We start from the raw sequence: 20,216 nt of genomic DNA on the forward strand, positions 1-20,216 counted from the left end.
CCCGGCGGGGGGCCCGGGGGGGGGGGCCCCCCCCCCGCTACCCCCCGCGGGCCCCGGCATTCTTTCCAAAAGAAACAATAGTATGGGGGGGGGGGGGGGGCCCCCCCCCCGGGGGGGGGCCCCCCCCCCGCCTCGCTTCACTGCTTCTTGATGAACAAAATTTGTCTACTTTGCCCGTATATGGTGGGCGATAAGGGCAGAAAGGGACTTATCGCGGAGCGCTGCAAGTTGCCACGGCGCGGTCGGGAGGCTTATAAGAGGAACGTGGCAAAGGTGATTCCGGGAATTCCGGGGCTGCCGCCATGGAGGTTTCCCCATGTTTCTCACTCCGTCCGACACGGAGAAATTGCTGCTGAGCGTCGCCGGAATGGTCGCCCGCGACAGGCGGGACCGCGGCGTTCGGCTCAACTATCCCGAGGCTGTCGCGTTGCTCTCCTGCTGGGCCATGGAGCGCGCCCGGGAGGGTGCCCGCGTCAGCGACCTGATGGTCGCGGGGCGGACTGTTCTGACCCGCTCCGACGTGCTGGAAGGTGTTCCCGAGATGCTGCATGACGTCCAGGTCGAGGCGACCTTCCCGGACGGGCGCAAGCTCGTCACGATCACCTCGCCGATCCCGTGATCCCGGGCGAGATCCGGACCGGAGCCGGCGAACTGAAAATCAATGACACTCGTACGCAATTGCATGTGACCGTGGTGAATGACGGCGATCGCCCCATTCAAATCGGATCGCATCTGCATTTCCCCGATGCGAATCCGGCGCTTTCCTTCGACCGGTCGCTGACCGAAGGATTCCGGCTCGATATTCCTTCGGGTACTTCGCTGCGCTTCGAGCCCGGAGTCGGCGCCGAGGTCTCCCTCGTCGAACTGGGAGGCCGCCGGAGGGTGCCCGGCATCGTCCTGCCGGGTACCCGGGCCGCCCGAGCGGATGACCTGCGGGCGGCCCGAACGGACGGCATGTGACATGGCACGAATGACCCGCGCCGCCTACGCGTCGCTCTACGGCCCCACCACCGGCGACCGCGTCCGCCTCGCCGACACCGACCTCTGGATCGAGGTCGAGGAGGACCGCTGCTTCGGCGGCGACGAAGCCGTGTTCGGCGGCGGCAAGTCCATCCGCGAATCCATGGCCCAGTCCACCGCCGCACGCGCCGACGGCGCCCTCGACCTCGTCATCACCAATGTCGTCGTCCTCGACCACTGGGGCATCGTCAAGACCGACGTCGGCGTCCGGGCCGGCCGCATCGTCGCGCTCGGCCGCTCCGGCAACCCCGACATCAGCGACGGCGTCCACCCCGACCTGGTCATCGGACCCGGCACCGACGTGGTCTCCGGCGAAGGCCGCATCCTCACCGCCGGGGCCATCGACACCCACGTCCACTTCCTCATGCCGGAGACCCTGCACGAGGCCCTCGCCACCGGCACCACCACCGTCATCGGCGGCGGCACCGGCGCCACCGAGGGCTCCAAGGCCACCACGGTCACCCCGGGCGCCTGGAACCTGGCGATGATGCACCGGTCCCTGGACCGGGTCCCGCTCAACATCATGCTGTTCGGCAAGGGCTCCACCGTCGGCGAGGAGGCCCTGCGCGAGGCGGCGCTCGGCGGCGCGGGCGGCTACAAGGTCCACGAGGACTGGGGTGCCACCCCCGCCGCCATCGACGCGGCACTGAAGGCGGCCGACGCCTACGGCCTCCAGGTCGCCCTGCACGCCGACAGCCTCAACGAGGCCGGCTACGTCGAAGGCACCCTCGACGCCATCGCCGGACGCGGCATCCACGTCTTCCACGCCGAGGGCGCGGGCGGCGGCCACGCACCCGACATCATCACCGTCGCCTCCCACCCCCACATCCTCCCGGCGTCCACCAACCCCACACTCCCGCACACCGTCAACACCGTCGCCGAACACCTCGACATGCTGATGGTCTGCCACCACCTCAACCCGCGCGTCCCCGAGGACCTCGCCTTCGCGGAGTCCCGCATCCGCGCCACCACCATCGCCGCCGAGGACGTCCTGCACGACATCGGCGCGCTCTCCATCACCTCCTCGGACGCCCAGGCCATGGGCCGCATCGGCGAGGTCATCTGCCGCACCTGGCAGGTCGCGCACGCCATGAAGCAGCGCTTCGGGGACCGCGGCAGCGAACTGCCCGCCGACAACGAACGCGCCCGCCGCTACGTCGCCAAGTACACGATCTGCCCGGCGGTCGCCCATGGCATCGACCATGTCGTCGGCTCCGTCGAACCGGGCAAACTCGCCGACCTGGTGCTGTGGGACCCCGCCTTCTTCGGGATCCGGCCCGCCGCCGTCATCAAGGGCGGCATGGTGGTGTACGCGCCGCTCGGCGACGCCAACGCCGCGATCCCCACCACCCAGCCCGTCCTCATGCGCCCCACCGCCGCCGCCGAGGCCGCCCCGCACCTCTCGGTCAGCTTCGTCGCCCCGGCGGCCCTGGCCGACGGACTGGCCGAACGGCTCGGTCTGGTACGGGAGTTGGTCGCCGTGCGTCCCACCCGTCACCTCACCAAGGCGGACCTGCCGAACAACACGGCGCTCCCGGACATCGACGTCGACCCGGAGACCTTCGCCATCCGGATCGACGGAGAACTCGTGGAGCCCGCGCCCGCCACCGAACTGCCGCTGGCCCAGCGGTACTCCATGTTCTGATGGCCGGCCTGGCACACCTGCTGCTCGGCGACGGACGGCTCCCCGTCGGCGCGTACACCTACAGCGCGGGGCTCGAACCGGCCGTCGCGGCAGGTCTCACCCGGGACCGGATCCCCGCCCTGCTGCGGGCCCGGCTGCACACCGCGGCCGTCACCGAGGCGGCCGCCGCCGTACTCGCCCTGCGGGCCGCCGGGCAGGACCCGGTGGACTACGGCCCCGTACAACAGGCGCTCGCCGCCCGGACCCCGGCCGCACCCCTGCGCGAGGCATCGGCGACGCTCGGCCGCGGTGTGCAGCGCCTGGCGCGCAGGCTGGCCCCCGGCCATCCGGCGGTCACCGCCCTGACCGGGGTCCACCCCCGCCCGCTGCGGCCGGTGGCCCTCGGCGCACTCGGGGCCGTCATGAAGGTGTCGCGGGAGGAACTGGTGCGGGGCGTCGTCTACGACGAACTCCAGACCATCACCTCCGCGGCGCTCAAGCTGCTGCCCGGCGACCCGCTGGACTCGGTCGCCTGGATCCTCGACGCCGAGCCGCACGCGGCGGCCGCGGTGGCCGAGGCACTCGCGGTGCGGACCCCGGCCGAACTGCCCGCCCGCACGCCCCCGCTCACCGAACAGTGGGCGCTCGAACACGCACCACGCGAACGGAGACTCTTCCTTGCCTGACCAGCACCTCGACCCCGCGCCCGCACCGCACACCCACCAGCACACCCACCAGCACACCCACCGGCCGCGCGCCCTGCGCCTCGGCGTCGCCGGTCCGGTCGGCACCGGCAAGAGCTCGATCCTCGCCACCCTCTGCCGTGAGCTGGCCGGTGAACTCGCCATGGCCGTCGTCACCAACGACATCTACACCGACGAGGACGCCCGCTTCCTCCGCTCGGCCGGGGTGCTGCCCACCGAACGCATCCGTGCCGTCGAGACGGGCGCCTGCCCGCACACCGCGATCCGGGACGACGTCAGCGCCAACCTCGACGCCGTCGAGGACCTGGAGGAGGCGTACGGACCGCTCGACCTGGTGCTCGTCGAGAGCGGCGGCGACAACCTGACCGCCACCTTCAGCCCGGCCCTCGCCGACGCCCAGCTGTTCTGCATCGATGTCGCGGGCGGCGGCGACGTCGCCCGCAAGGGCGGCCCCGGCATCACCGGCGCCGACCTCCTGATCATCAACAAGACCGACCTCGCGCCCCATGTGGAGGTCGACGTGGCCGCGATGGTCGCCGACGCGTCGCACGCCCGCGACGGCCTGCCGGTCCTCGCACTCTCCAAGCACGACCCGGTGTCCGTGGCCGAACTCGCCGACTGGGTACGTGAGTTGCTCGTACGCCACCGTTCCGGCACCCATGTCCCTACCGACCCGGGCCCGATGGCCCCGCACAGTCACGACCACGACCACAGCCACGACCACGGCCACGACGGCTCGTGAGCGCGGACTCCGCCGAGCCCACCGTCGTCGCCGTGGCGCGCGACGGCTCGGGCCGTCACATCGCCCGCGAACTGCGTCCGGGCGCCTTCCTCGCCCCCCGCCCCCTGCTGCCGTCCCCCGACCGGCTGCGGATCGCCCTGGTCGGCACCCGGGCGGGCCTGCTGGCGGGCGACGACCTGCTGCTGGACATCTCGGTCGGCCCCGGCGCCCGGCTGGAGCTGGTCGAGCCGTCCGGCCTCGTCGCGTACGACCACCGCGGCGGCACGTCGAGCTGGCGGGCCCGGGTGGACATCGCGGAGGGCGGCGAACTGTGCTGGGACGCCCGGCCGTTCGTGATCTCCACGGGTGCCGCGGTCGAGCGTTCGATGGCGGTCACGCTGGCGGCCGGGGCGCGGATGCTGTGGCGCGACACCCTGGTCCTGGGGCGCTCCGGGGAGCGGGGCGGCGGTGTCCGGGCAATGACGCACGCCACCTACGACGGCTGCGAGCTGCTGGTCGAGGACCTGGATCTCAGGGACCCGGACCTGCGTGAACTCCCCGGCATTCTGGGCCCCAACCGCGTCATCGGCTCGGTCACCGCACTCGGCGCCGCCCCGGCCGGCCGGCCCCACCCGTACCGCATGGACCTGGCGGGGCCGGGGGCTCAGGTGCGGCTGCTGGACACGGTGGCGCCGGTGATCGAGGCGGACCTGGCCGCGGTCTGGGAGGACTGGCGCACACCGGACGGACCCGGTGTGCGCACCTCCACGGTCACGAACGGCTGACCGCCCCGCGCGCGACCGCTTGGCGGGCCGCCGATCCACCCGCCACCACGGCCGCACACAACAGCGCGGGCACCGCCGCGACCGCGAAGCAGACGGCTGCCGGGAGCCGGTCCACCAGCAGACCCACCACCGCGGCGCCCACCGACGACCCGGCGTTGACCGCGGTGTTCACCCAGGCACCGGCCTGGGTGCGGCTGCCCGCCCCCACGGACTCGTCCGCGATGAGGTACGCGGTGGTCAGCGCGGGCGCGACGAACAGCCCGGCCACCGCGGCGAGCGCGGCCAGCACGTACACATCGGGCGACAGCCCGGCCCCGACCACGGCGGCGCCCAGTCCGGCGGCCAGCAGCGGCAGCCTCGCCCGGTTCGACGCCCGCCAGGAGACGGCGCCGTGGGCGAGCCCCCCGACCGCGCTTCCGGCCGAGAGCGCGGCCAGCACCCATGACACGGCCCCCGTGCCCTGGTGGTGCTGCTCGGTGAAGGCCACCACCAGCAGATCCAGGCCCCCCAGGCACAGCCCCACGGCCGCCGTCACCAGCACCGCGTGCCGCAGCCCGATGACGCCGAGCAGCCGCCGCCCGACCGGCGGGTCGTCCGGTCCGGCGGCCTTGTCGTCAGCCGGAGCGGCGCCCGCGGCGCGTACCGCCGGTGAGGACACCAGTGCCAGCGTCCCCACGAGGATCAGCGCGGCGCTGACCGCGATCCCGGCCGCGGGCGAGGCGGACTTCACCACCACCCCCACCAGCAACGGGCCGCTGACGAAGAGGAGTTCCTCGGCGACACCGTCCAGGCTGTAGGCGCGCCGCAACAGCTCCCGGTCGGCGACGAGACCGCTCCACAGGGTCCGCATCACCGGCCCCAGCGGTGGTGAGAAGGCGCCGGCGGCGGCGGCGAGCGCCCCCAGCAGGAACGCCGAGGCCCCCGGTCGCCAGGTGGCGTACGCGAGGGCGGCGAGCAGTACCGCGTAGACCCCGGCCAGCGGCGGCAGGACCCGGCGCGGCCCGTGCCGGTCGATCAGCGCGGCACGGGCGGGGGAGAGGAAGACGCTGGTCGCCCCGAAGAGCGCCATGACGGCACCGGCGACGGAGTACGAGCCGGAGCTCGCGTTCACCGCCAGCATCAGTGAGAGCGAGACCATCCCGTACGACAGCCGCCCCAGCAGAGCGGCAGCGAAGGTGCGGGCGGCGTGACGGGTACGCAGGACGGCGGCGTACGAAGGCGTGCGCGAAGGCACGGATGACGGCGAATGCATCGATACGTTCCTCGTGAGGGCAGCGCGGCAGAGGGCGCTGCGGGCATGCGGGGACACCGAAGTGCCGCACCCGGCAGGAGCGAGGGGTGCGGTCGGTACGGGGTCCTACGCACGGGAGAGGAACATGTCGGCCAAGGTATCAGGGCGACAGGCCCGGGTGGTGGGGGAGTTGGGCATCGCGTCGGCCGGTGTGCGTGGTGAGGCGTGACATTTCCGATAAGCACTGTGAGGTGTGACATTGCCTCGGATAGCTTCGACGTCCATGTCGCCCTCTCCGTACCCCTCTCCGGACCTCTCCTCGTATCCCTCCCGCAAGCGCCCCGCCTACGCAGCGGACGAACGGACCCAGCTCGTCGGCTGGCTCGACACACAACGCGCGACCGCCCGCTGGAAGTGCGAGGAACTCTCGGAGGCGGACGCGCATCGCCCCGTCCTGCCCTCCTCGCCGCTCATGACGATGGCCGGTGTCATGTCACACCTTCGCTGGGCCGAACACCTCTGGTTCGAGGTCGTCCTGCTGGGCCGCCCGGCAGTGGGGCCGATGTTCGACGAACCCGAGAACGCCGACATGAGGGTCGAGGGCGTCCCGCTCGCGGAGCTCCTGGACGACTACGACCGGCAGGTCGCGGTGTCGAACGAGATCTTCGCGGCACAGTCGCTCGACGACGTGGGCCGGCACCCGGACTTCGACGCGTCAGGGGCGAGCCTGCGCTGGATCATGTTCCACATGATCGAGGAGACCGCCCGGCACGCGGGGCACCTGGACGCCATCAGGGAGATCCTGGACGGCAGGACGGGCCACTACTGACCCGCCCGCCCACCTGCACGCGGTGTCCGCCGCACGCGTCATCCGTCGATGCCGGTGGCGGCCACCAGGATCTTCTCGGCGGTCCGCCGGAGTTCGGGGAGGAAGGCGATGACCTGCTCGCCCCGGCGGAGCAGGTCATCGGTGGACGCGATGCCGAGATCGGCGACGGCCTCCAGGAAGGCCGGGAGTCGTGCGCGGTGCAGTTCGGGAGCGTCCGCGGCCAGTACGGTGTGACATCGCGCGAAGGTCGCGATGATCCAGAACACCGCTTCGCGGTGGTCGCCCCGCTCGATGAGGTGCCGGCTGCCGTCGATGGCGACCGGCCGGGCCCCGGCGGTGATGTCGCCGCTGAAGAAGAACGGCGTACGGGCGGCCTCGGCGGCGGCGTCGAAGGTGCGGGCCAACTCCTCCAGGTGGTGCGTCGTCCTGGGCGCGGACAGCCGTGCGCACCCGAGCAGTTCCAGGAGCTCCGGGTAGAGATGAGCCTGCCCGTACCTGTCGAGCACGTCCCGGGCCGCCGGGTACCGCAGCCGGATCGTGGGGTTGCGCAGTGCGGCGACCAGCAGGACGTGGGTGGTGACCCCGGTGGGGAACAGCCAGGACGTCACCTGTTCGTGGAACGGTGCGCGGGCGTCGAAGGCGGCGAGGCGGGTCTCGATCCGGCGCTCGGCGTCCAGGCATCTGCGGCGCACCCAGCACCGCTCGGTGAACCGGCCCGACACATCCGCCCGCAGCTCGCGCAGCCGGCCCGTCGGGTCGTCGATGACCGTGTCCCGGCGGAAGCTCCCTGCCAGGTGGTACGAGGAGAGCACCCGGTCCGCCGAGGCGAGTTCGTCCCACGGCAGATGGCTGACCTCCAGCAGCGCACCCCGGAAGCGGAATTTACCGGGCCCGACGGGCGGGTGCGGTGCGGCGGTGACGACCACCACGTCCACGTCCGAGAACGGGGACAGCTCGGCGTCGTCCGCCAGACCTACCGTGGAGCCGCTGAAATAGGCACCGCGGAAGCCGGCCGCGGGCCGGGCGTGCTCGGCGACCCACTGGACCGCGGCCGATCGGGCCGTACCGACTCTCATCCCGAACCTCATTCCGGACGTGGGAAAGCACCGGCCGCGGGAAAGCACCGACCGTGGGAAAGCGCCGACCGTGGCGGTGCCGCTTCGACGCGATCACCGTATGCCGATCGTGCCGTGCCGTGCCGTGCCGTGCCGTGCCGTGCCGTGCCGTGCCGTGCCATGCCGTGCCGTGCCATGCAGTGCAGTGCTGCGCCACGCCGCGTCCGCGATGCGTGTCACTCGTTGCCAGGTGCGCGGCCGGGGCGTCAACTGTTGTGGCGCCGGGCAGCCGTGCGGCGCGACGTCTGCGGCGGAAGAGGATTGCGATGAGGAAGATCGTCCTGATGGCCTCGGTGTCCCTCGACGGCTTCATGGAGGGGCCGGACCGCGAGATCGACTGGCACGTGGTCGACGACGAACTGCACCGTCACTTCAACGAACTGCTCAGTACCATGGGCGGCTTCCTCGAAGGCCGGGTGACCTATCAGCTCATGGAGGACTACTGGCCGACCGCCGACTCCGATCCCTCCGCCACCGAGACCGAGGCGGAGTTCGCCGGTATCTGGCGGGAGACGCCCAAGATCGTGTTCTCCCGGACCCTGGAACACGCCGGCCGGAACGCCACGATCAGGCGGGAGGTCGACGCGGAGGAGATCAGGGCGCTGAAGGCGCAGCCCGGCGGGGACCTGTGTCTCGGGGGCGCCGATCTCGGCGCGGCCTTCATGCGGCTCGACCTGGTCGACGAGTACCGCGTCTACGTCCATCCGGTCCTCATCGGACGGGGCAAGCCCCTGTTCCCGGACTCGGCGGGCCGGACCGGCCTCCGTCTGGCCGAGACCCGGGAATTCGGCAACGGGGTCGTGCTGCTTCGTTACGAGCGCCGCGCGGTTGCTCCAGCGGAATGAACTCCCCGGGCCACGGCGGTGTGTGAGCGGTGCCGTGCCGGGGCGCCGGGGAGCTCCCCCGTATAACTGCCGCACCGTCGCGAGAGCTCTCACGAAAGGACCGGCGATGACGCTCACTGTCGAGGACCGTCTGGACATCTCCGAACTGCTCGCCCTGCACGGGCACTTGGTCGACAACGACGAAATGGACCGGCTGGACGAGCTGTTCACCGACGACATCGTCTACGAGACCTCGAACCTCGGACACGGGGAGGTGCACGGGCTGGCCGCCTTCCGGGACATGGCGCGGGCGCGGGCGGGCAAGCCGGGCGCGCCCGTCGGCCACCATGTCACCAACATCGTCCTCACCGAGGCCGGGGACGGCCGGGTCCACGCGCGGTCCAAGGGGATCGGTGCCGGACCGGACGGCGCATGCGGAAGCGTGACCTACGAGGATGTGATCGTGCGCGGCGAACGCGGATGGCGCATCAGCCGGCGCAAGATCTTCCTGCACTTCACGCCCGCGCCCGCGCCCGCGCCCGCGCCCGCGCCCGCGCCCGCGCCCGCGCCCGCGCCCGCGCCCGCGGCCGCGGCCGCGCCGGCGACCGAGGAGGCCGACAGCTGATGGCTGACGGTCGGCGGCCGATGGGTGACGACTGATGGCTGACGGCTGACGGCCGGCGGCGCCCCCGGACAACCAGGGGGGCGCCGCCGAACGGGACACGGGGCGGATCAGGCCGGGCGTCAGGCGACGCCCAGCATCCCCGAGGTGTCGATGACCTGGCGGATCGCCCGGCCGGAAGCCAGTTCCTCCAGCGCCGCGTTGATGTCGGTCAGCGGCAGTGTGCCCGTGTGCATCAGCTCCACCGGCATCAGGCCCGCCCGCCACAGGTCCAGGAACCTCGGGATGTCGCGGCGCGGCACCGCGTCGCCCATGTACGAGCCCAGCAACGACTTGCCCTCGCCCGCGAACGCCAGGGCCGGGACCTCCAGCACCCGGTCCGGCGCGGGCAGGCCCACCGAGACGACCTTGCCGCCCCGGGCCACGGCGCTCAGGCACTCGGCCATGACCTTGGGGCTGCCCACCGCCTCCACCGCCGACTCGGCTCCGCCGGAGGTCAGTTCGCGGATCTGCCGCAGCGCCTCGTCGGGGGCGTACGCGTGCGTCGCGCCCAGCCGGAGCGCCAGCTCGCGCTTCTCCTGGACCGGGTCGACCGCGATGATCGGGTACGCCCCCGCCGCGCGGGCGCCGAGCACCGCGGAGAGGCCCACCCCGCCCAGGCCGTAGACCACCGTCGACTGCCCCGGGCGCAGCGCCGCCGTGTTGATCACCGCGCCCGCACCCGTCAGGACCGCGCAGCCGAACATCGACGCGACGGTGAACGGGATGTCCTTGGGGATCGGGACCACCGACTCCTGGGCCAGCACCGCGTGTTCGGAGAACGCCGAGACGCCCAGCTGGTGGTGGACCTGGTTGCCGGCGGCGTCGGTCAGCAGCGACGGGCCGTGCAGCAGCGCCCCCGAACCGTTGGCCGCCGCTGCCTGTGCGCACAGGGCCGGGCGGCCCGCCGCGCAGTCGCCGCAGAAGCCGCAGCTCGGCACGAAGACCAGCGCCACATGGTCGCCGGGGGAGACCCGGCCGACACCCGGTCCGGTGTCCTGGACGACGCCCACCGCCTCATGGCCCAGCGCCATCGGCAACGGGCGGACCCGGTCGCCGTTGACCACCGAGAGGTCCGAGTGGCAGAGCGAGGCGGCGGCGATGCGTACCAGCACCTCTCCCTCGCGCGGGGCGGCGAGCTCCAGCTCCTCCACCTCGACCGGCCGGGTCCCGGAGTACGGGCGGGCCGTCGAGGTCCCGCGCAGCACCACCGCACGGGTCTTCACGCCGCCACCTCCGGACGCGGGGCGCAGCGCAGCACGTCGCGGCTCTCCAGCAGCGGGACGACCTTGCCGAGCACGATCTCCTGGAAGTGCGGGGTGGCGCAGTGCTCGGTGAAGTCGGCCTCGGAGGCGTACTCCTCGTACAGCACGATCGCCCGGGGGTCCTCGGTGCCCTGGTGGACCCGGTAGGCGAGGTTGCCGGGCTCCTCGCGGGATGCGGCGGCCATCGCGTCGAGCAGGGGGAGGACGGTGTCCTCCTCGCCGGCCCTGGTGCGGTAGCGGGCTACGACCACGTATGTCATGGGGGTTACTCCTGGGGTGGGGCGGGCCTCTTCAGGGCGCCGGGCGGGACCGGCGGCAGCTGGTCCCGGCGCAGGTGCCAGAGGCGGGGGTCGGACGTGGCGGCCGCGGCCGAGCCGAGGGCCAGCGCGAGCGCCACGTCCGCGGGGGTCTCCACGAAGCCCGCGGCCACCGACGGGGACATCGCGCGCTGCGCCTGCGCGCTCATCCGGGCGATGATCGGGGCGGGCATGATCTCGACCAGGTCCGGCGCCCCGCGCGAGATCGCGTCCGTGGAGCGGCGCAGATTGGACCGGTCGGTGACGAACACCTTCATCATCGTCAGCAGGCCGAGCGGGCGGCCCTTCTCTATGAGGGAGAGCCGGGTGCTGACCACGCCGTGCGCGCCCATGTTCTTGAGGAACTCCAGCGCGCCCCGGTCCTGGGCCAGACCGGGGCTGCTGTCCACGTTCACGAACACGGTCTTCCCCGCCCGGCCCAGCGCCGGCACGACCTGGGGCAGCTGCCCCACCGCGAACGACGCGAGGATGCACACCTTCGCCGGTGCGGTCAGGAACTCGCGCAGCGGCTGGGTGCCGACCACCGACGCGACGACCGGCACCTCGGCGAACGCCGCGGTGAGCCGGGGGTCGAGTGCGGCACCGGACCGGGAGGGGGAAGGGGTCATGGCGAGGGCCTGCCTGGGAGGGAGGGGTTCGTGGCTGCTGCCGGCCCGGGGCCTCTCGTCCGGATCACGCCGGATCGGCCGGATCCGGACGAGAGGCCCTGGCGTCAGTTCAGCGGCGACGTACCGAATCGGCTGGGAAGGCCCAGTTTGCCAGGGTTGAGAATGCCGGCCGGGTCCAGGGCCTTCTTCACCGCGACGAAGGTCGCGAAGCCCGCCCCGAGGGATTCCTCCAGGTAGGGGCCGCGCAGCAGACCGCAGCCGTGGTGGTGGCTGAGCGCCGCCGCGTGCTCGATCAGTACGGCGTTGGCGGCGTCCCACACCGCGCGGTACCAGTCGCGGCGCGACTCGGGAGCCACGTCGCCGCGCAGCGAGAAGTACACGCAGGCGCCGTCGGTGTACGCGTGGGACTGGTGGGCCGAGGCGGCCAGGGTGCCGGGCACCGACTGGATCGCGGCGACCACCTCGTCGTAGATCACCGGCAGGTCGGTCCAGGACGCGGCCATCTCCAGGGTGTCGGCGACGAAGCCGGGGCCGGGCTTGAAGCCGTCGGCGGACTTGCCGACCAGCATCCGCTCGTCCAGCCAGCGCTCGAAGACCGCCTTGCTGTCCAGCTCCGGGCCGTACGCCTCGCAGACCTCCTTCGCCACCGCGATCGACGCGTCGACGATGACCGGGTCGCCCTCGTCGGCGACGAGCAGGAGGTTGGTCTCCGGGTGGCCGAAGTGGGTGCCCGACTCCAGGGCGTCGTACAGCCGCAGGACGGCCGGGGTCGCGCCGCGCTGCATGATCCTGCGGCAGGCGTCCAGGCCTTCCGCGAAGGTCTTGAAGCCGTACGCGACGGCGTTCGCGTACTCCGGCAGCGGGTGGACCCGCAGCCGGGCCGAGACGATGACGCCGAGGGTGCCCTCGGAGCCGACGAACAGCTGGCGCAGGTCAGGGCCGACCGCGGCGCGCGCGTAGTCGCCGTACGTGGCCCGCGTACCGTCCGCGTGCACGACGTCCACGCCGACGACCATGTCCTCGATCTTGCCGTACCGGGTGGAGAGCTGGCCGGCGCCGCGGCAGGCGATCCAGCCTCCGACCGTGGAGACGGCGAACGCGGACGGCCAGTGGCCGGTGGTGACGCCGTACTCCTCCTGGAGCTGCTTCTCGAAGAGGTCGCCGAACATGCCGGCCTGGACGTCCACGATGTTCGACTCGGCGTCGAAGCCGGTGATCTCGTTCAGCCCGCACACGTCCAGGACGACACCGCCGAAGACGGGGAGCGCCGCACCGGTGACGTTGGAGCGTCCGGCGGACGGGGTGACCGGGATGCCCGCCTCGTGGCAGATCCGCAGCACCGCCGCGACCTGCTCGGCGTCGGCCGCCTCGACGATCACGGCGTCCGGCGTCGCGGGACGGCCCTCGGTCTCGCCGATCATCGAGCCGGCCCACCAGTCGCGGGTCCGGGTGACGACCTCCTCACGGGCGGTGTGCACCGCGTGCGCGGCCTCGCGCAGCGCCTCGATCACGGTCCCGGGGACCTCGACGGGGTCCACCTGGAGGGCGGCCTCGCCGTCCCCGACCGGGGTGTTCTGCGCCCACTTGGCGAAGCTGGGGGCGCCGATCGTGTAGTTGCCCCGGTTGAACGGGTGGGTGATGGTCTGACGGCTGATCATGCTGCTGCCCCTTCGAGGAGTACGGACTTTTCGTGACGGACGGCTGCGAGGTAATCGGAGACCGAACGCTCCACCTCGGCCTCCGAGAGGTTCAGTTCCCGGCCGAGGATCGCGCCCACGGCCCCGGCGGCCTCGGCGGACGCGTCCCGGGCGAACAGCCGGGCGCGCATCCGGCGGGAGAGCACGTCGTCGACCGAGCGGGCCAGTTCGGCGCGGGCCGCGTAGACGACCTCGGCCCGGGTGTACGGGAGTCCCGCGACGACCGGCTCGGCCAGCGACGGGTCGTCCTGGATCAGGTCGCCGACGAAGCGGGCCTCGGTGCCGAAGCGTTCGCCGAGGTGCGCCGCGATGCCGCCGGAGGCCGCGACGGCCTCGGCGTCGTAACCGGCGCCGCCGAGCAGCGGGAGGTCGGTGGTGCGGCTCTTCCCCTTGCGGCCGAGGACGGTCATCACCTTGTCGATGACGAGTTCGCCCATGTGCCGGCTGGTGGTGAGCTTGCCGCCGGTCACCGTCACCATGCCGGTGCGGCCGACGGTGATGTGGTGGTCGCGGCGCATGTCGAGGGTCGCGCCCTCCTTGCCGCCGACCAGCGGGCGCAGACCGCCGATGGAGCCGACCACGTCGTCCGGGGTGAGCTTCCCCTCGAAGGCGGTGTTGGCGCCCTCCAGCAGGAAGTCCATCTCCTCGCGGGTGCAGTGCACGTCGTCGGGGGAGCCCTGGTAGTCCTCGTCGGTGGTGCCGAGCACGACGCTGTTGCCCCAGCGGGTGCAGGTCGCGCGGCGGGCCCGGCCGGGGATCGGCACGGTGACCGTGCAGTTGATCCGCACCTTGTCCCACGGCACCACGATGTGGACGCCCTTGGCGGGCCTGACCTGCGGCTTGTGGCCGTCGTCCGCCTTCGCGTCGAGCTCGTCGGTCCATACGCCGGTGGCGTTGACGACGGCCCGCGCCCGGATGTCGAAGCTGTCGCCGTCCGCCGAGACCCGGGCACCGGACACCTTGCCCGCCTGCATCAGCAGGCCCTCGGCCCTGGCCCCGTTGAGGACCGTCGCACCGAGCGCGGCGGCGGTCCGCACGATGGTGAGGACGAGGCGGGCGTCGTCGGTGCGGGCGTCGAAGTACATCAGCCCGCCCTTGAGGTTCTCCGCGCGCAGCGTCGGCGCCTGCGCGAGGACCTCGGGAACCGTGAGCCGCTGGTGCAGCTTCCCGATCCGCCAGCCGCCCACCAGGTCGTACGTCCACAGCAGGCCCTCGAAGCCCTTGGCGAGGCGGGCGTCGAAGATGCCCTCCTTCTCCAGGATCGGGAAGAGGAACGGCAGCCGGTGCACCAGGTGCGGGGCGTTCTTGCGGAAGCGGTGCCGCTCCAGGAGCGAGTGGCGGACCAGGTTGACGTTGCCCTGCTCGATGTAGCGCAGGCCGCCGTGCACCATCTTCGAGGACTTCGACGACGTGCCGGAGGCGAAGTCGTCCTTCTCCACCAGCGCCGCGCGCAGCCCGCGCGAGGCCGCGTCGAGCACGGCGTACGCCCCGGTGATGCCGCCGCCGATGACGAGCACGTCGTACGTGTCGTCGGCCAGCCGGCGCTTGAGGGCCGCCCGGTCGAGCAGCAGGGGCGTTCGGCGGGTCGCCGCGGCGCTGCGCCGCGGCTTCCTGGCGGGCATGGTGATCACAACATCAACTCCTGGTGTTTCGGTGCGGCGGCCGCGTGGTCGGTACCGGCCGCCGGGTGACGGTCGGGGGGCCGTCAGTGGGGGGTGTGAGGTTCGGGGTCCCGCAGGGGAAGCAGGGCGGGGTCGTTCAGGTGGGCGATGAGCACGTCGCGCCAGGCGGACCGCTGTTCGGTGCGTTCGGCCGCGGGAATCGTGGGCTCGAAGATCCGGCCGAGCGGCTGTGCCTCGACGACCTCTTCGAGCGAGGACCACAGCCCCTGCGCGACACCGGCGAGATAGGCGGTGCCCCGCAGGCTGGCGGTGGCGGAGTCGGAGACCCGCTCCAGCGGCAGGCCCGTCAGATCGGCCTGGATCCGCATCAGCGGGTCGCTGCCGGAGACCCCGCCGCCGACCCGGAGCCGGGTGAACGGGGTGCCCATGGTCCCGGCGACCCCGTCGATCAGGTCGCACACCGAGTGCGCGATCCCGTCGAGCACGGCGCGGGCCAGGTCGGCGCGGGTGGTGGCGAGGGTGAGCCCGGTGAGGGAGGCGGTGGCCTCCGGGTGCCAGACCGGCGTACGGACCCCGGCGAGCGCCGGGACGAAACGCGGGGTGCGGCCCGGCCGGGTGGGGACCCGGCCCGCCTCCTCACCGAGCTCCTTCGGCGATGCGAACAGCCCCAGGTCGTCGCAGAGCCAGCGCAGCGCCGAACCCGCCGTGGAGGTGTACGCCTCCAGGCTGTAGTGGCTGATGTCGCCCTGCCGCCGGCCGGGCTGGGCGAGCACCCCGGAGATGTCCGGCCGGGGCAGGGCGGGCGTGGTGCCGGTCGCCGCGTCGACGAACGCGCCGGTCCCGTAGACGCACATGCCCTGCCCGGCGGCGAGGCCGCCGAGCGCGACGAGTGCGGCGTGCTGGTCGCCCATGGAGGCGGCCAGCGGGACGGCGATGCCGAGGGCGGCCGGGTCGGTGGTGCCGAATCCGGCGTCGTCGGAGCGGAGCTCCGGCAGCAGGTCGAGGGGGAAGCCGAGGTGGCCGATCCACTCCTCGTCCCAGGCGTGCCGCTCCAGCAGATAGCCACCGGTGGAAGCGGCGTTCGTCGGCGTCGTGGCGTGCACGGCGCCGCCGGTGAGCCGCCAGATCAGCCAGGTGTCGACGGTGCCGAAGAGCAGCCGGCCCTCGCGGTGCGCGGCGGCCGCCTCCGGGTGCGCGGCGATCTGCCGGGCGGCCCAGAGGAACGGTGCGCGGGCGCCGACCGGCCGGCCCTGGCGGGCCAGCAGGGCGGCGTCCCACTCCGTCTCGTACGCGGTCAGCTCGGCCGCGTACCGCCGGTCCTGCCACACCACCGCGGGCAGCAGCGGCCGCCCGGTCACCCGGTCCCACAGCATCGCGGTCGCCCGCTGGGTGGACAGGGCCACCGCGGTGATCTCGATGCCCTCCTCGCGGGCCCGGCCGACGGCACGGCGCGCCACCTCGACGGTGGCGGTCCAGATCTCCATCGGGTCCTGCTCGACCGAGAGGTCGTCCGGGTGGCTGACCTTGATCGACCGGTAGAACACCTCGTGGGCGGCGCCGGAGTCGAGGACGACTCCGGCCCGGGTGCCCGTGGTGCCCTCGTCGATGGACAGCACACCGCGCCGTGCGGCGGCGCCGGGGAGCGTCTGCGTCATTGCAGCCCTTTCATTGCGAGCATCGCGAGCGAGCTGTGCGGAGGGAGGGGGAGGGGAGGTGACCATCGTGTGGTGCGAGAGGCCCGGCGGCCGGTCAGCGCGCGGTCACGGACTCCGTGGATTCCGGCGCACCCGATCGGGCGGCGACGGCGGTCCGGTCCTGTCCGGCGGCCTCGTCGGGGGAGGCGGCCTTCGTCGGGTCCCACTTGATCGCCAGGCAGGTGATCAGGCCGAGCAGCGGTACGACGGAGAGCACCAGGAAGGTGTCGGCGAGCCCCAGGGAGTCCTTGATCTGCGGGAACACGTACAGCCCGACGACACTGCCGAAGCTGCCGACCATCCCGGTGACACCGGTGCCGAGCGCCCGGACGTCGCTGCTGTACGAGAGCGCGGCGATGGACTTGCCGTTGGCGCCCGGACCCGCGGAGTGGCAGAGGATGAACAGCACCGGCAGCAGGAACGCCACGGCCGTGGGCACCTTCTCGAAGGTCAGCCCCATCGCGAGCAGCGCCACGAACACTCCGGCGAAACCGGCGGCGGAGCTGAGCCGCAGCCCGAGCCGGCGGCCGAAGTACGCGGAGAGCAGCCCGCCCGCGATACCGAAGGCGTTGAAGACCATCGAGCCGATCGTCGCCTTCTCGAAGCTCTCGCCGAAGATCGTCAGGCTGATCAGCGGGAGGTACCAGCCGACCGCGAAGTACTGCATCGACTGGCCGAGCGAGATGACCGAGGACAGCACCGTGCGCGGCAGGTACTCGCCCTTGAAGAGCAGCCCGGCCTGCCGGAAGCCGATGGCGGGCGCCTCGGTGGCGGCGCGGGTCGCCTCGTCCGGCTTCCCGGCGACGGCCCGGATGCCGTAGATCCGGTCCAGGTTGACGACGGCCTCGTCCAGCCGGCCCTTGCTCGCCAGCCAGGTGGGGCTCTCCCGCAGCATCAGCCACTGGCCGATCAGCAGGACGGCGGCGACGACCGCGGCCGAGCCGACCGACCAGCGCCAGATGTCCGCGCCGACGTCCAGGTTGAAGAAGACCAGGGCGAGCGCGAGATTGCTGGTGGTGGCGACGTACCAGACGGCCTGCCACAGGTTCAGCCGGCCGCCCAGCTTCGCGGGGGTGTACTCGGCCAGCAGCGCCATGGCGACGGCGAAGTCGATGCCGTACGCGACACCCACCAGGACCCGGCCGAGCCAGACGACGGTGAAGTCACCGGCGAAGGCGGCCAGCAGCGCGCCCGCGATGGCGAACACCTTGGCGATGAGCAGCGGGGGAACGCGGCCGATCCGGGTGGCGAGCCAGCCGCCGACCGGGTTGAAGATGATCGCCAGGGCCGGAGCGGTGGCCGTGAGGATCGAGACCTGCGTGCTGGTGAGCTCCATCTGGGTCGTCATCGGCCCCAGACCGGCGCTCAGCGCGGCGTTCGAATAGGCGTCGAGAAACAGCCCGCCGAACACGAGGAACCAGATGACCTGCGCCCGGCCGGTGATCTTTCCCAGCCCATCGATGAGCGCAACGACGTCGCCGACGCCTTTGACGCTCGGACGTTGTGCCATGAATCCGCCTTCGAGGAAGACCCATCGGCGGCACGGGGAGCACAAAAAAACAGGCATGACGAAACCACCGACAGGTGGTCTATGTCTGTGCCTGTCAAAACACTGCGGAAAGCGCCGCAGCACGTGAACTGCAAGGAATGCGAACTACGCAGTGAGGTTAAGAACGCGCCAGGAGAAACGTCAAGGGTTTCCGGCAGGTTACTTGAACGTGACATGGCTCCGCGAGCGGGCGGGGCGGTCCGCACGCACCCCGCCCGCTCATGGGGAAAGCCCGTCAGCGGCCCGCCTGCAGCGCCGTCCAGGTGTCCGGCCCCACGATGCCGTCGGCCGTCAGCCCCCGGCTCGTCTGGTAGTTGCGCACCGCCGTCACCGTCGCCGGGCCGAAGCTGCCGTCGATGCCGACCGTCGAGCCGAGCGCCGCGGTCAGCGAGCGCTGGAGCCGCTTCACGCCGTCGCCCGAGGCGCCCTGCTGGAGGCTCGGCGTCGCCCCGGCCGACAGCAGCGCGGTCCAGGTCCTGGGCCCGACCACACCGTCGGCGTTCAGCCCGCGCGCCGCCTGGTACGCCGTCACCGCGGTCGCCGTCGCCGATCCGAAACTGCCGTCCACGGCACCCGCGGGGTAGCCCTGGTCGTTCAGCAGCTGCTGGACCGCCTTGACCTGGGCGCCCGTCGAGCCGTTCTGCTGGGGCGCGTACGAGGTGAAGCTCAGCCCGTCGCCGCTGTTGCCGCCGCCGGAGTCCCCGCCGACCAGCTCCATGTAGCGGTTCCAGTCCCAGTAGGGCCCGGGGTCGGTGTGGTCGTTGCCCGGTGCCTCGCTGTGCCCGATGATGTGCGCCCGGTCCTTCGGGATCCCGTAGCGGTCGCACAGCGACTTGGTCAGCGCCGCCGAGGAGCGGTACATCGTGTCGGTGAACCAGGACGGGTCGTCGATGAACCCCTCGTGCTCGATGCCGAGCGCCGAGGCGTTGGCGCTCCTCGCGTGGTACGCGGTGTCCTTGTCGCGGACCGTCTGGGTGATCTCGCCGTCCGAGGAGCGCACCACGTAGTGGGCGCTCACCTCCGCGGCCGGGTTCTGGAACCAGCTGATCGAGCCCGCGTACGAGCCCTGCGTGACATGGACGACCACCTTGTCGATCTTCGCCGAGCGGCCCGGGGCGAAGTTGTTCGGGTCGGCGGGGACCCATTTCGCGGAGGGGTAGTCGGGGCTCTGCGCGCGTACGCCGGTATCGGCGAGCGCACCCTTCTGCGGGGCGACCGGACGGCTGGTCACCGAGATCTGCTCACCGCCGGGGACGACCGTGTCGAGCCCGGTGGCCAGGAAGGTGTAGACGGTGTCGGCGTAGAGGGCGGCGGCGGCCCCCTGCGAGCCGCTGTACCGGGCGACGGCCGGGTACCAGGCGTCGATGTCGTCGCGGTCCCGGGCGTCGAGGCCGAGCTTGTCCGCGTAGGCGCGCAGCACCGCCGCACCGCCCAGGATGTTGGACCCGGTGTCGGTGCGCAGCTCGGCGAGCGGCTTGCCGGTGAGGGCCGCCGCCTGCTCCAGCGTCCGGTTCGTGGGGTTGCTGACCAGGTGCATCACGCCGTAGCCGCCTGCCTGGCTGGGGCGTCCGGCGTGGCCGTCGAGCCGGGTCTCGCCGTAGCCGACGGCGGCGAGCAGATCGCGCGGCACGTCGAACGCCGCGGCGGCCCGGGTGAACGCCCGGTCCATCGGGTGGCTGTCGTCCGGAGCGGCGAAGGCCGGCGTGCCGGTCACGGTCAGGACGGTGGCGGTGAGGGCCGCCAGAACGGATGCGCGGCCCTTTGTGTGGGCGGCGGCGCGGCTGGGCATACCTGCTCCTGCTCGGTGGGGGGAAAAGGGGAGAAAGGAGACGGCCCCCGGGCCCGAGTGGGGTGGGCCGAGGGCCGTGAAGCCCGCTCAGCGTATCCATCCGCCAAGTGCATGACAATCATCTGAGGGTGTGTCGAACTGCCGCTCACTCCAATGGAGTT

19 protein-coding genes are annotated in these 20,216 nt (G+C 72.3%); 9 read left to right on the plus strand and 10 right to left on the minus strand.

The window, feature by feature from the left end; all coding sequences use genetic code 11:
- The first annotated feature begins 316 nt into the window (after positions 1-316).
- The 6 genes from ACFYY1_RS17250 to ACFYY1_RS17275 are packed head-to-tail and all read left to right on the plus strand — an operon-like array spanning position 317 to position 4,854.
- The gene (locus ACFYY1_RS17250; protein WP_388585852.1) at positions 317-619 is read left to right on the plus strand and encodes an urease subunit gamma; all 303 of its coding nucleotides are present in this window, start codon (positions 317-319) and stop codon (positions 617-619) included.
- Positions 616-960, plus strand: a complete 345-nt coding sequence (gene ureB / locus ACFYY1_RS17255; protein WP_388585854.1) for an urease subunit beta — start codon at positions 616-618, stop codon at positions 958-960. Before ACFYY1_RS17250 ends, ureB begins: the two co-directional genes overlap by 4 nt.
- Position 961: 1 nt before the next feature.
- Positions 962-2,665 carry an urease subunit alpha gene (locus ACFYY1_RS17260; RefSeq protein ID WP_388585857.1) on the plus strand — a complete coding sequence of 568 codons (1,704 nt, stop codon included), beginning with the start codon at positions 962-964 and terminating at the stop codon, positions 2,663-2,665.
- Positions 2,665-3,330, plus strand: coding sequence for an urease accessory protein UreF (locus tag ACFYY1_RS17265; protein ID WP_388585860.1), 666 nt, complete (start codon positions 2,665-2,667; stop codon positions 3,328-3,330). The genes ACFYY1_RS17260 and ACFYY1_RS17265 overlap by 1 nt, the downstream gene beginning before the upstream one ends.
- Positions 3,323-4,090, plus strand: coding sequence for an urease accessory protein UreG (ureG, locus tag ACFYY1_RS17270; protein ID WP_388585861.1), 768 nt, complete (start codon positions 3,323-3,325; stop codon positions 4,088-4,090). The genes ACFYY1_RS17265 and ureG overlap by 8 nt, the downstream gene beginning before the upstream one ends.
- Positions 4,087-4,854 carry an urease accessory protein UreD gene (locus tag ACFYY1_RS17275; protein ID WP_388585864.1) on the plus strand — a complete coding sequence of 256 codons (768 nt, stop codon included), beginning with the start codon at positions 4,087-4,089 and terminating at the stop codon, positions 4,852-4,854. The genes ureG and ACFYY1_RS17275 overlap by 4 nt, the downstream gene beginning before the upstream one ends.
- Here the strand turns inward: ACFYY1_RS17275 and ACFYY1_RS17280 are convergent.
- On the minus strand, positions 4,841-6,106 hold the full coding sequence (locus ACFYY1_RS17280; protein WP_388585866.1) for an MFS transporter: 1,266 nt from the start codon (positions 6,104-6,106) through the stop codon (positions 4,841-4,843). The two genes, ACFYY1_RS17275 and ACFYY1_RS17280, sit on opposite strands and share 14 nt — an antisense overlap.
- Before the next feature lie 262 nt (positions 6,107-6,368).
- Here ACFYY1_RS17280 and ACFYY1_RS17285 point away from each other — a divergent pair, with 262 nt between their 5' ends.
- On the plus strand, positions 6,369-6,914 hold the full coding sequence (locus tag ACFYY1_RS17285; protein ID WP_388585869.1) for a DinB family protein: 546 nt from the start codon (positions 6,369-6,371) through the stop codon (positions 6,912-6,914).
- A gap of 38 nt (positions 6,915-6,952) precedes the next feature.
- Here the strand turns inward: ACFYY1_RS17285 and ACFYY1_RS17290 are convergent, their stop codons facing one another.
- Complete coding sequence (locus ACFYY1_RS17290; protein ID WP_388585871.1) at positions 6,953-7,990, minus strand: hypothetical protein; 1,038 nt, start codon at positions 7,988-7,990, stop codon at positions 6,953-6,955.
- Positions 7,991-8,295: 305 nt separating this feature from the next.
- On the opposite strand from ACFYY1_RS17290, the gene ACFYY1_RS17295 reads away from it, so the two are divergent.
- Both ACFYY1_RS17295 and ACFYY1_RS17300 read left to right on the plus strand, forming a co-directional pair.
- Positions 8,296-8,874: a dihydrofolate reductase family protein gene (locus tag ACFYY1_RS17295; RefSeq protein WP_388585873.1), complete on the plus strand. Its 579-nt coding sequence runs from the start codon at positions 8,296-8,298 to the stop codon at positions 8,872-8,874.
- A gap of 106 nt (positions 8,875-8,980) precedes the next feature.
- On the plus strand, positions 8,981-9,478 hold the full coding sequence (locus ACFYY1_RS17300; RefSeq protein ID WP_388585876.1) for a nuclear transport factor 2 family protein: 498 nt from the start codon (positions 8,981-8,983) through the stop codon (positions 9,476-9,478).
- Positions 9,479-9,597: 119 nt separating this feature from the next.
- Here ACFYY1_RS17300 and ACFYY1_RS17305 read toward each other — a convergent pair whose 3' ends face one another.
- The 8 genes from ACFYY1_RS17305 to ACFYY1_RS17340 all read right to left on the minus strand — a co-directional run bounded on the left by ACFYY1_RS17305 (position 9,598) and on the right by ACFYY1_RS17340 (position 20,055).
- Positions 9,598-10,740, minus strand: a complete 1,143-nt coding sequence (locus ACFYY1_RS17305) for a zinc-binding dehydrogenase (protein WP_388585878.1) — start codon at positions 10,738-10,740, stop codon at positions 9,598-9,600.
- On the minus strand, positions 10,737-11,039 hold the full coding sequence (locus ACFYY1_RS17310) for a putative quinol monooxygenase (protein ID WP_266728845.1): 303 nt from the start codon (positions 11,037-11,039) through the stop codon (positions 10,737-10,739). Before ACFYY1_RS17310 ends, ACFYY1_RS17305 begins: the two co-directional genes overlap by 4 nt.
- 5 nt (positions 11,040-11,044) lie before the next feature.
- Positions 11,045-11,704, minus strand: a complete 660-nt coding sequence (locus ACFYY1_RS17315; RefSeq protein WP_388585880.1) for a glycerol-3-phosphate responsive antiterminator — start codon at positions 11,702-11,704, stop codon at positions 11,045-11,047.
- A 104-nt stretch (positions 11,705-11,808) separates the two neighbouring features.
- Entirely contained in the window at positions 11,809-13,362 is a 1,554-nt protein-coding gene (locus ACFYY1_RS17320) for an FAD-binding oxidoreductase (protein ID WP_388585883.1), read from the minus strand.
- Positions 13,359-15,032, minus strand: a complete 1,674-nt coding sequence (locus ACFYY1_RS17325) for an FAD-dependent oxidoreductase (protein WP_388585885.1) — start codon at positions 15,030-15,032, stop codon at positions 13,359-13,361. The genes ACFYY1_RS17320 and ACFYY1_RS17325 overlap by 4 nt, the downstream gene beginning before the upstream one ends.
- 74 nt (positions 15,033-15,106) lie before the next feature.
- On the minus strand, positions 15,107-16,678 hold the full coding sequence (locus tag ACFYY1_RS17330; protein ID WP_388585887.1) for an FGGY family carbohydrate kinase: 1,572 nt from the start codon (positions 16,676-16,678) through the stop codon (positions 15,107-15,109).
- A 94-nt stretch (positions 16,679-16,772) separates the two neighbouring features.
- Positions 16,773-18,227, minus strand: a complete 1,455-nt coding sequence (locus ACFYY1_RS17335) for an MFS transporter (protein WP_388585889.1) — start codon at positions 18,225-18,227, stop codon at positions 16,773-16,775.
- A gap of 274 nt (positions 18,228-18,501) precedes the next feature.
- On the minus strand, positions 18,502-20,055 hold the full coding sequence (locus tag ACFYY1_RS17340; protein ID WP_388585892.1) for a peptidoglycan-binding protein: 1,554 nt from the start codon (positions 20,053-20,055) through the stop codon (positions 18,502-18,504).
- Between the last annotated feature and the right edge of the window lie 161 nt (positions 20,056-20,216).

Origin of the sequence: Streptomyces sp. NPDC001890, assembly GCF_042891445.1 — a bacterium.
Classification (GTDB): Bacteria; Actinomycetota; Actinomycetes; order Streptomycetales; family Streptomycetaceae; genus Streptomyces.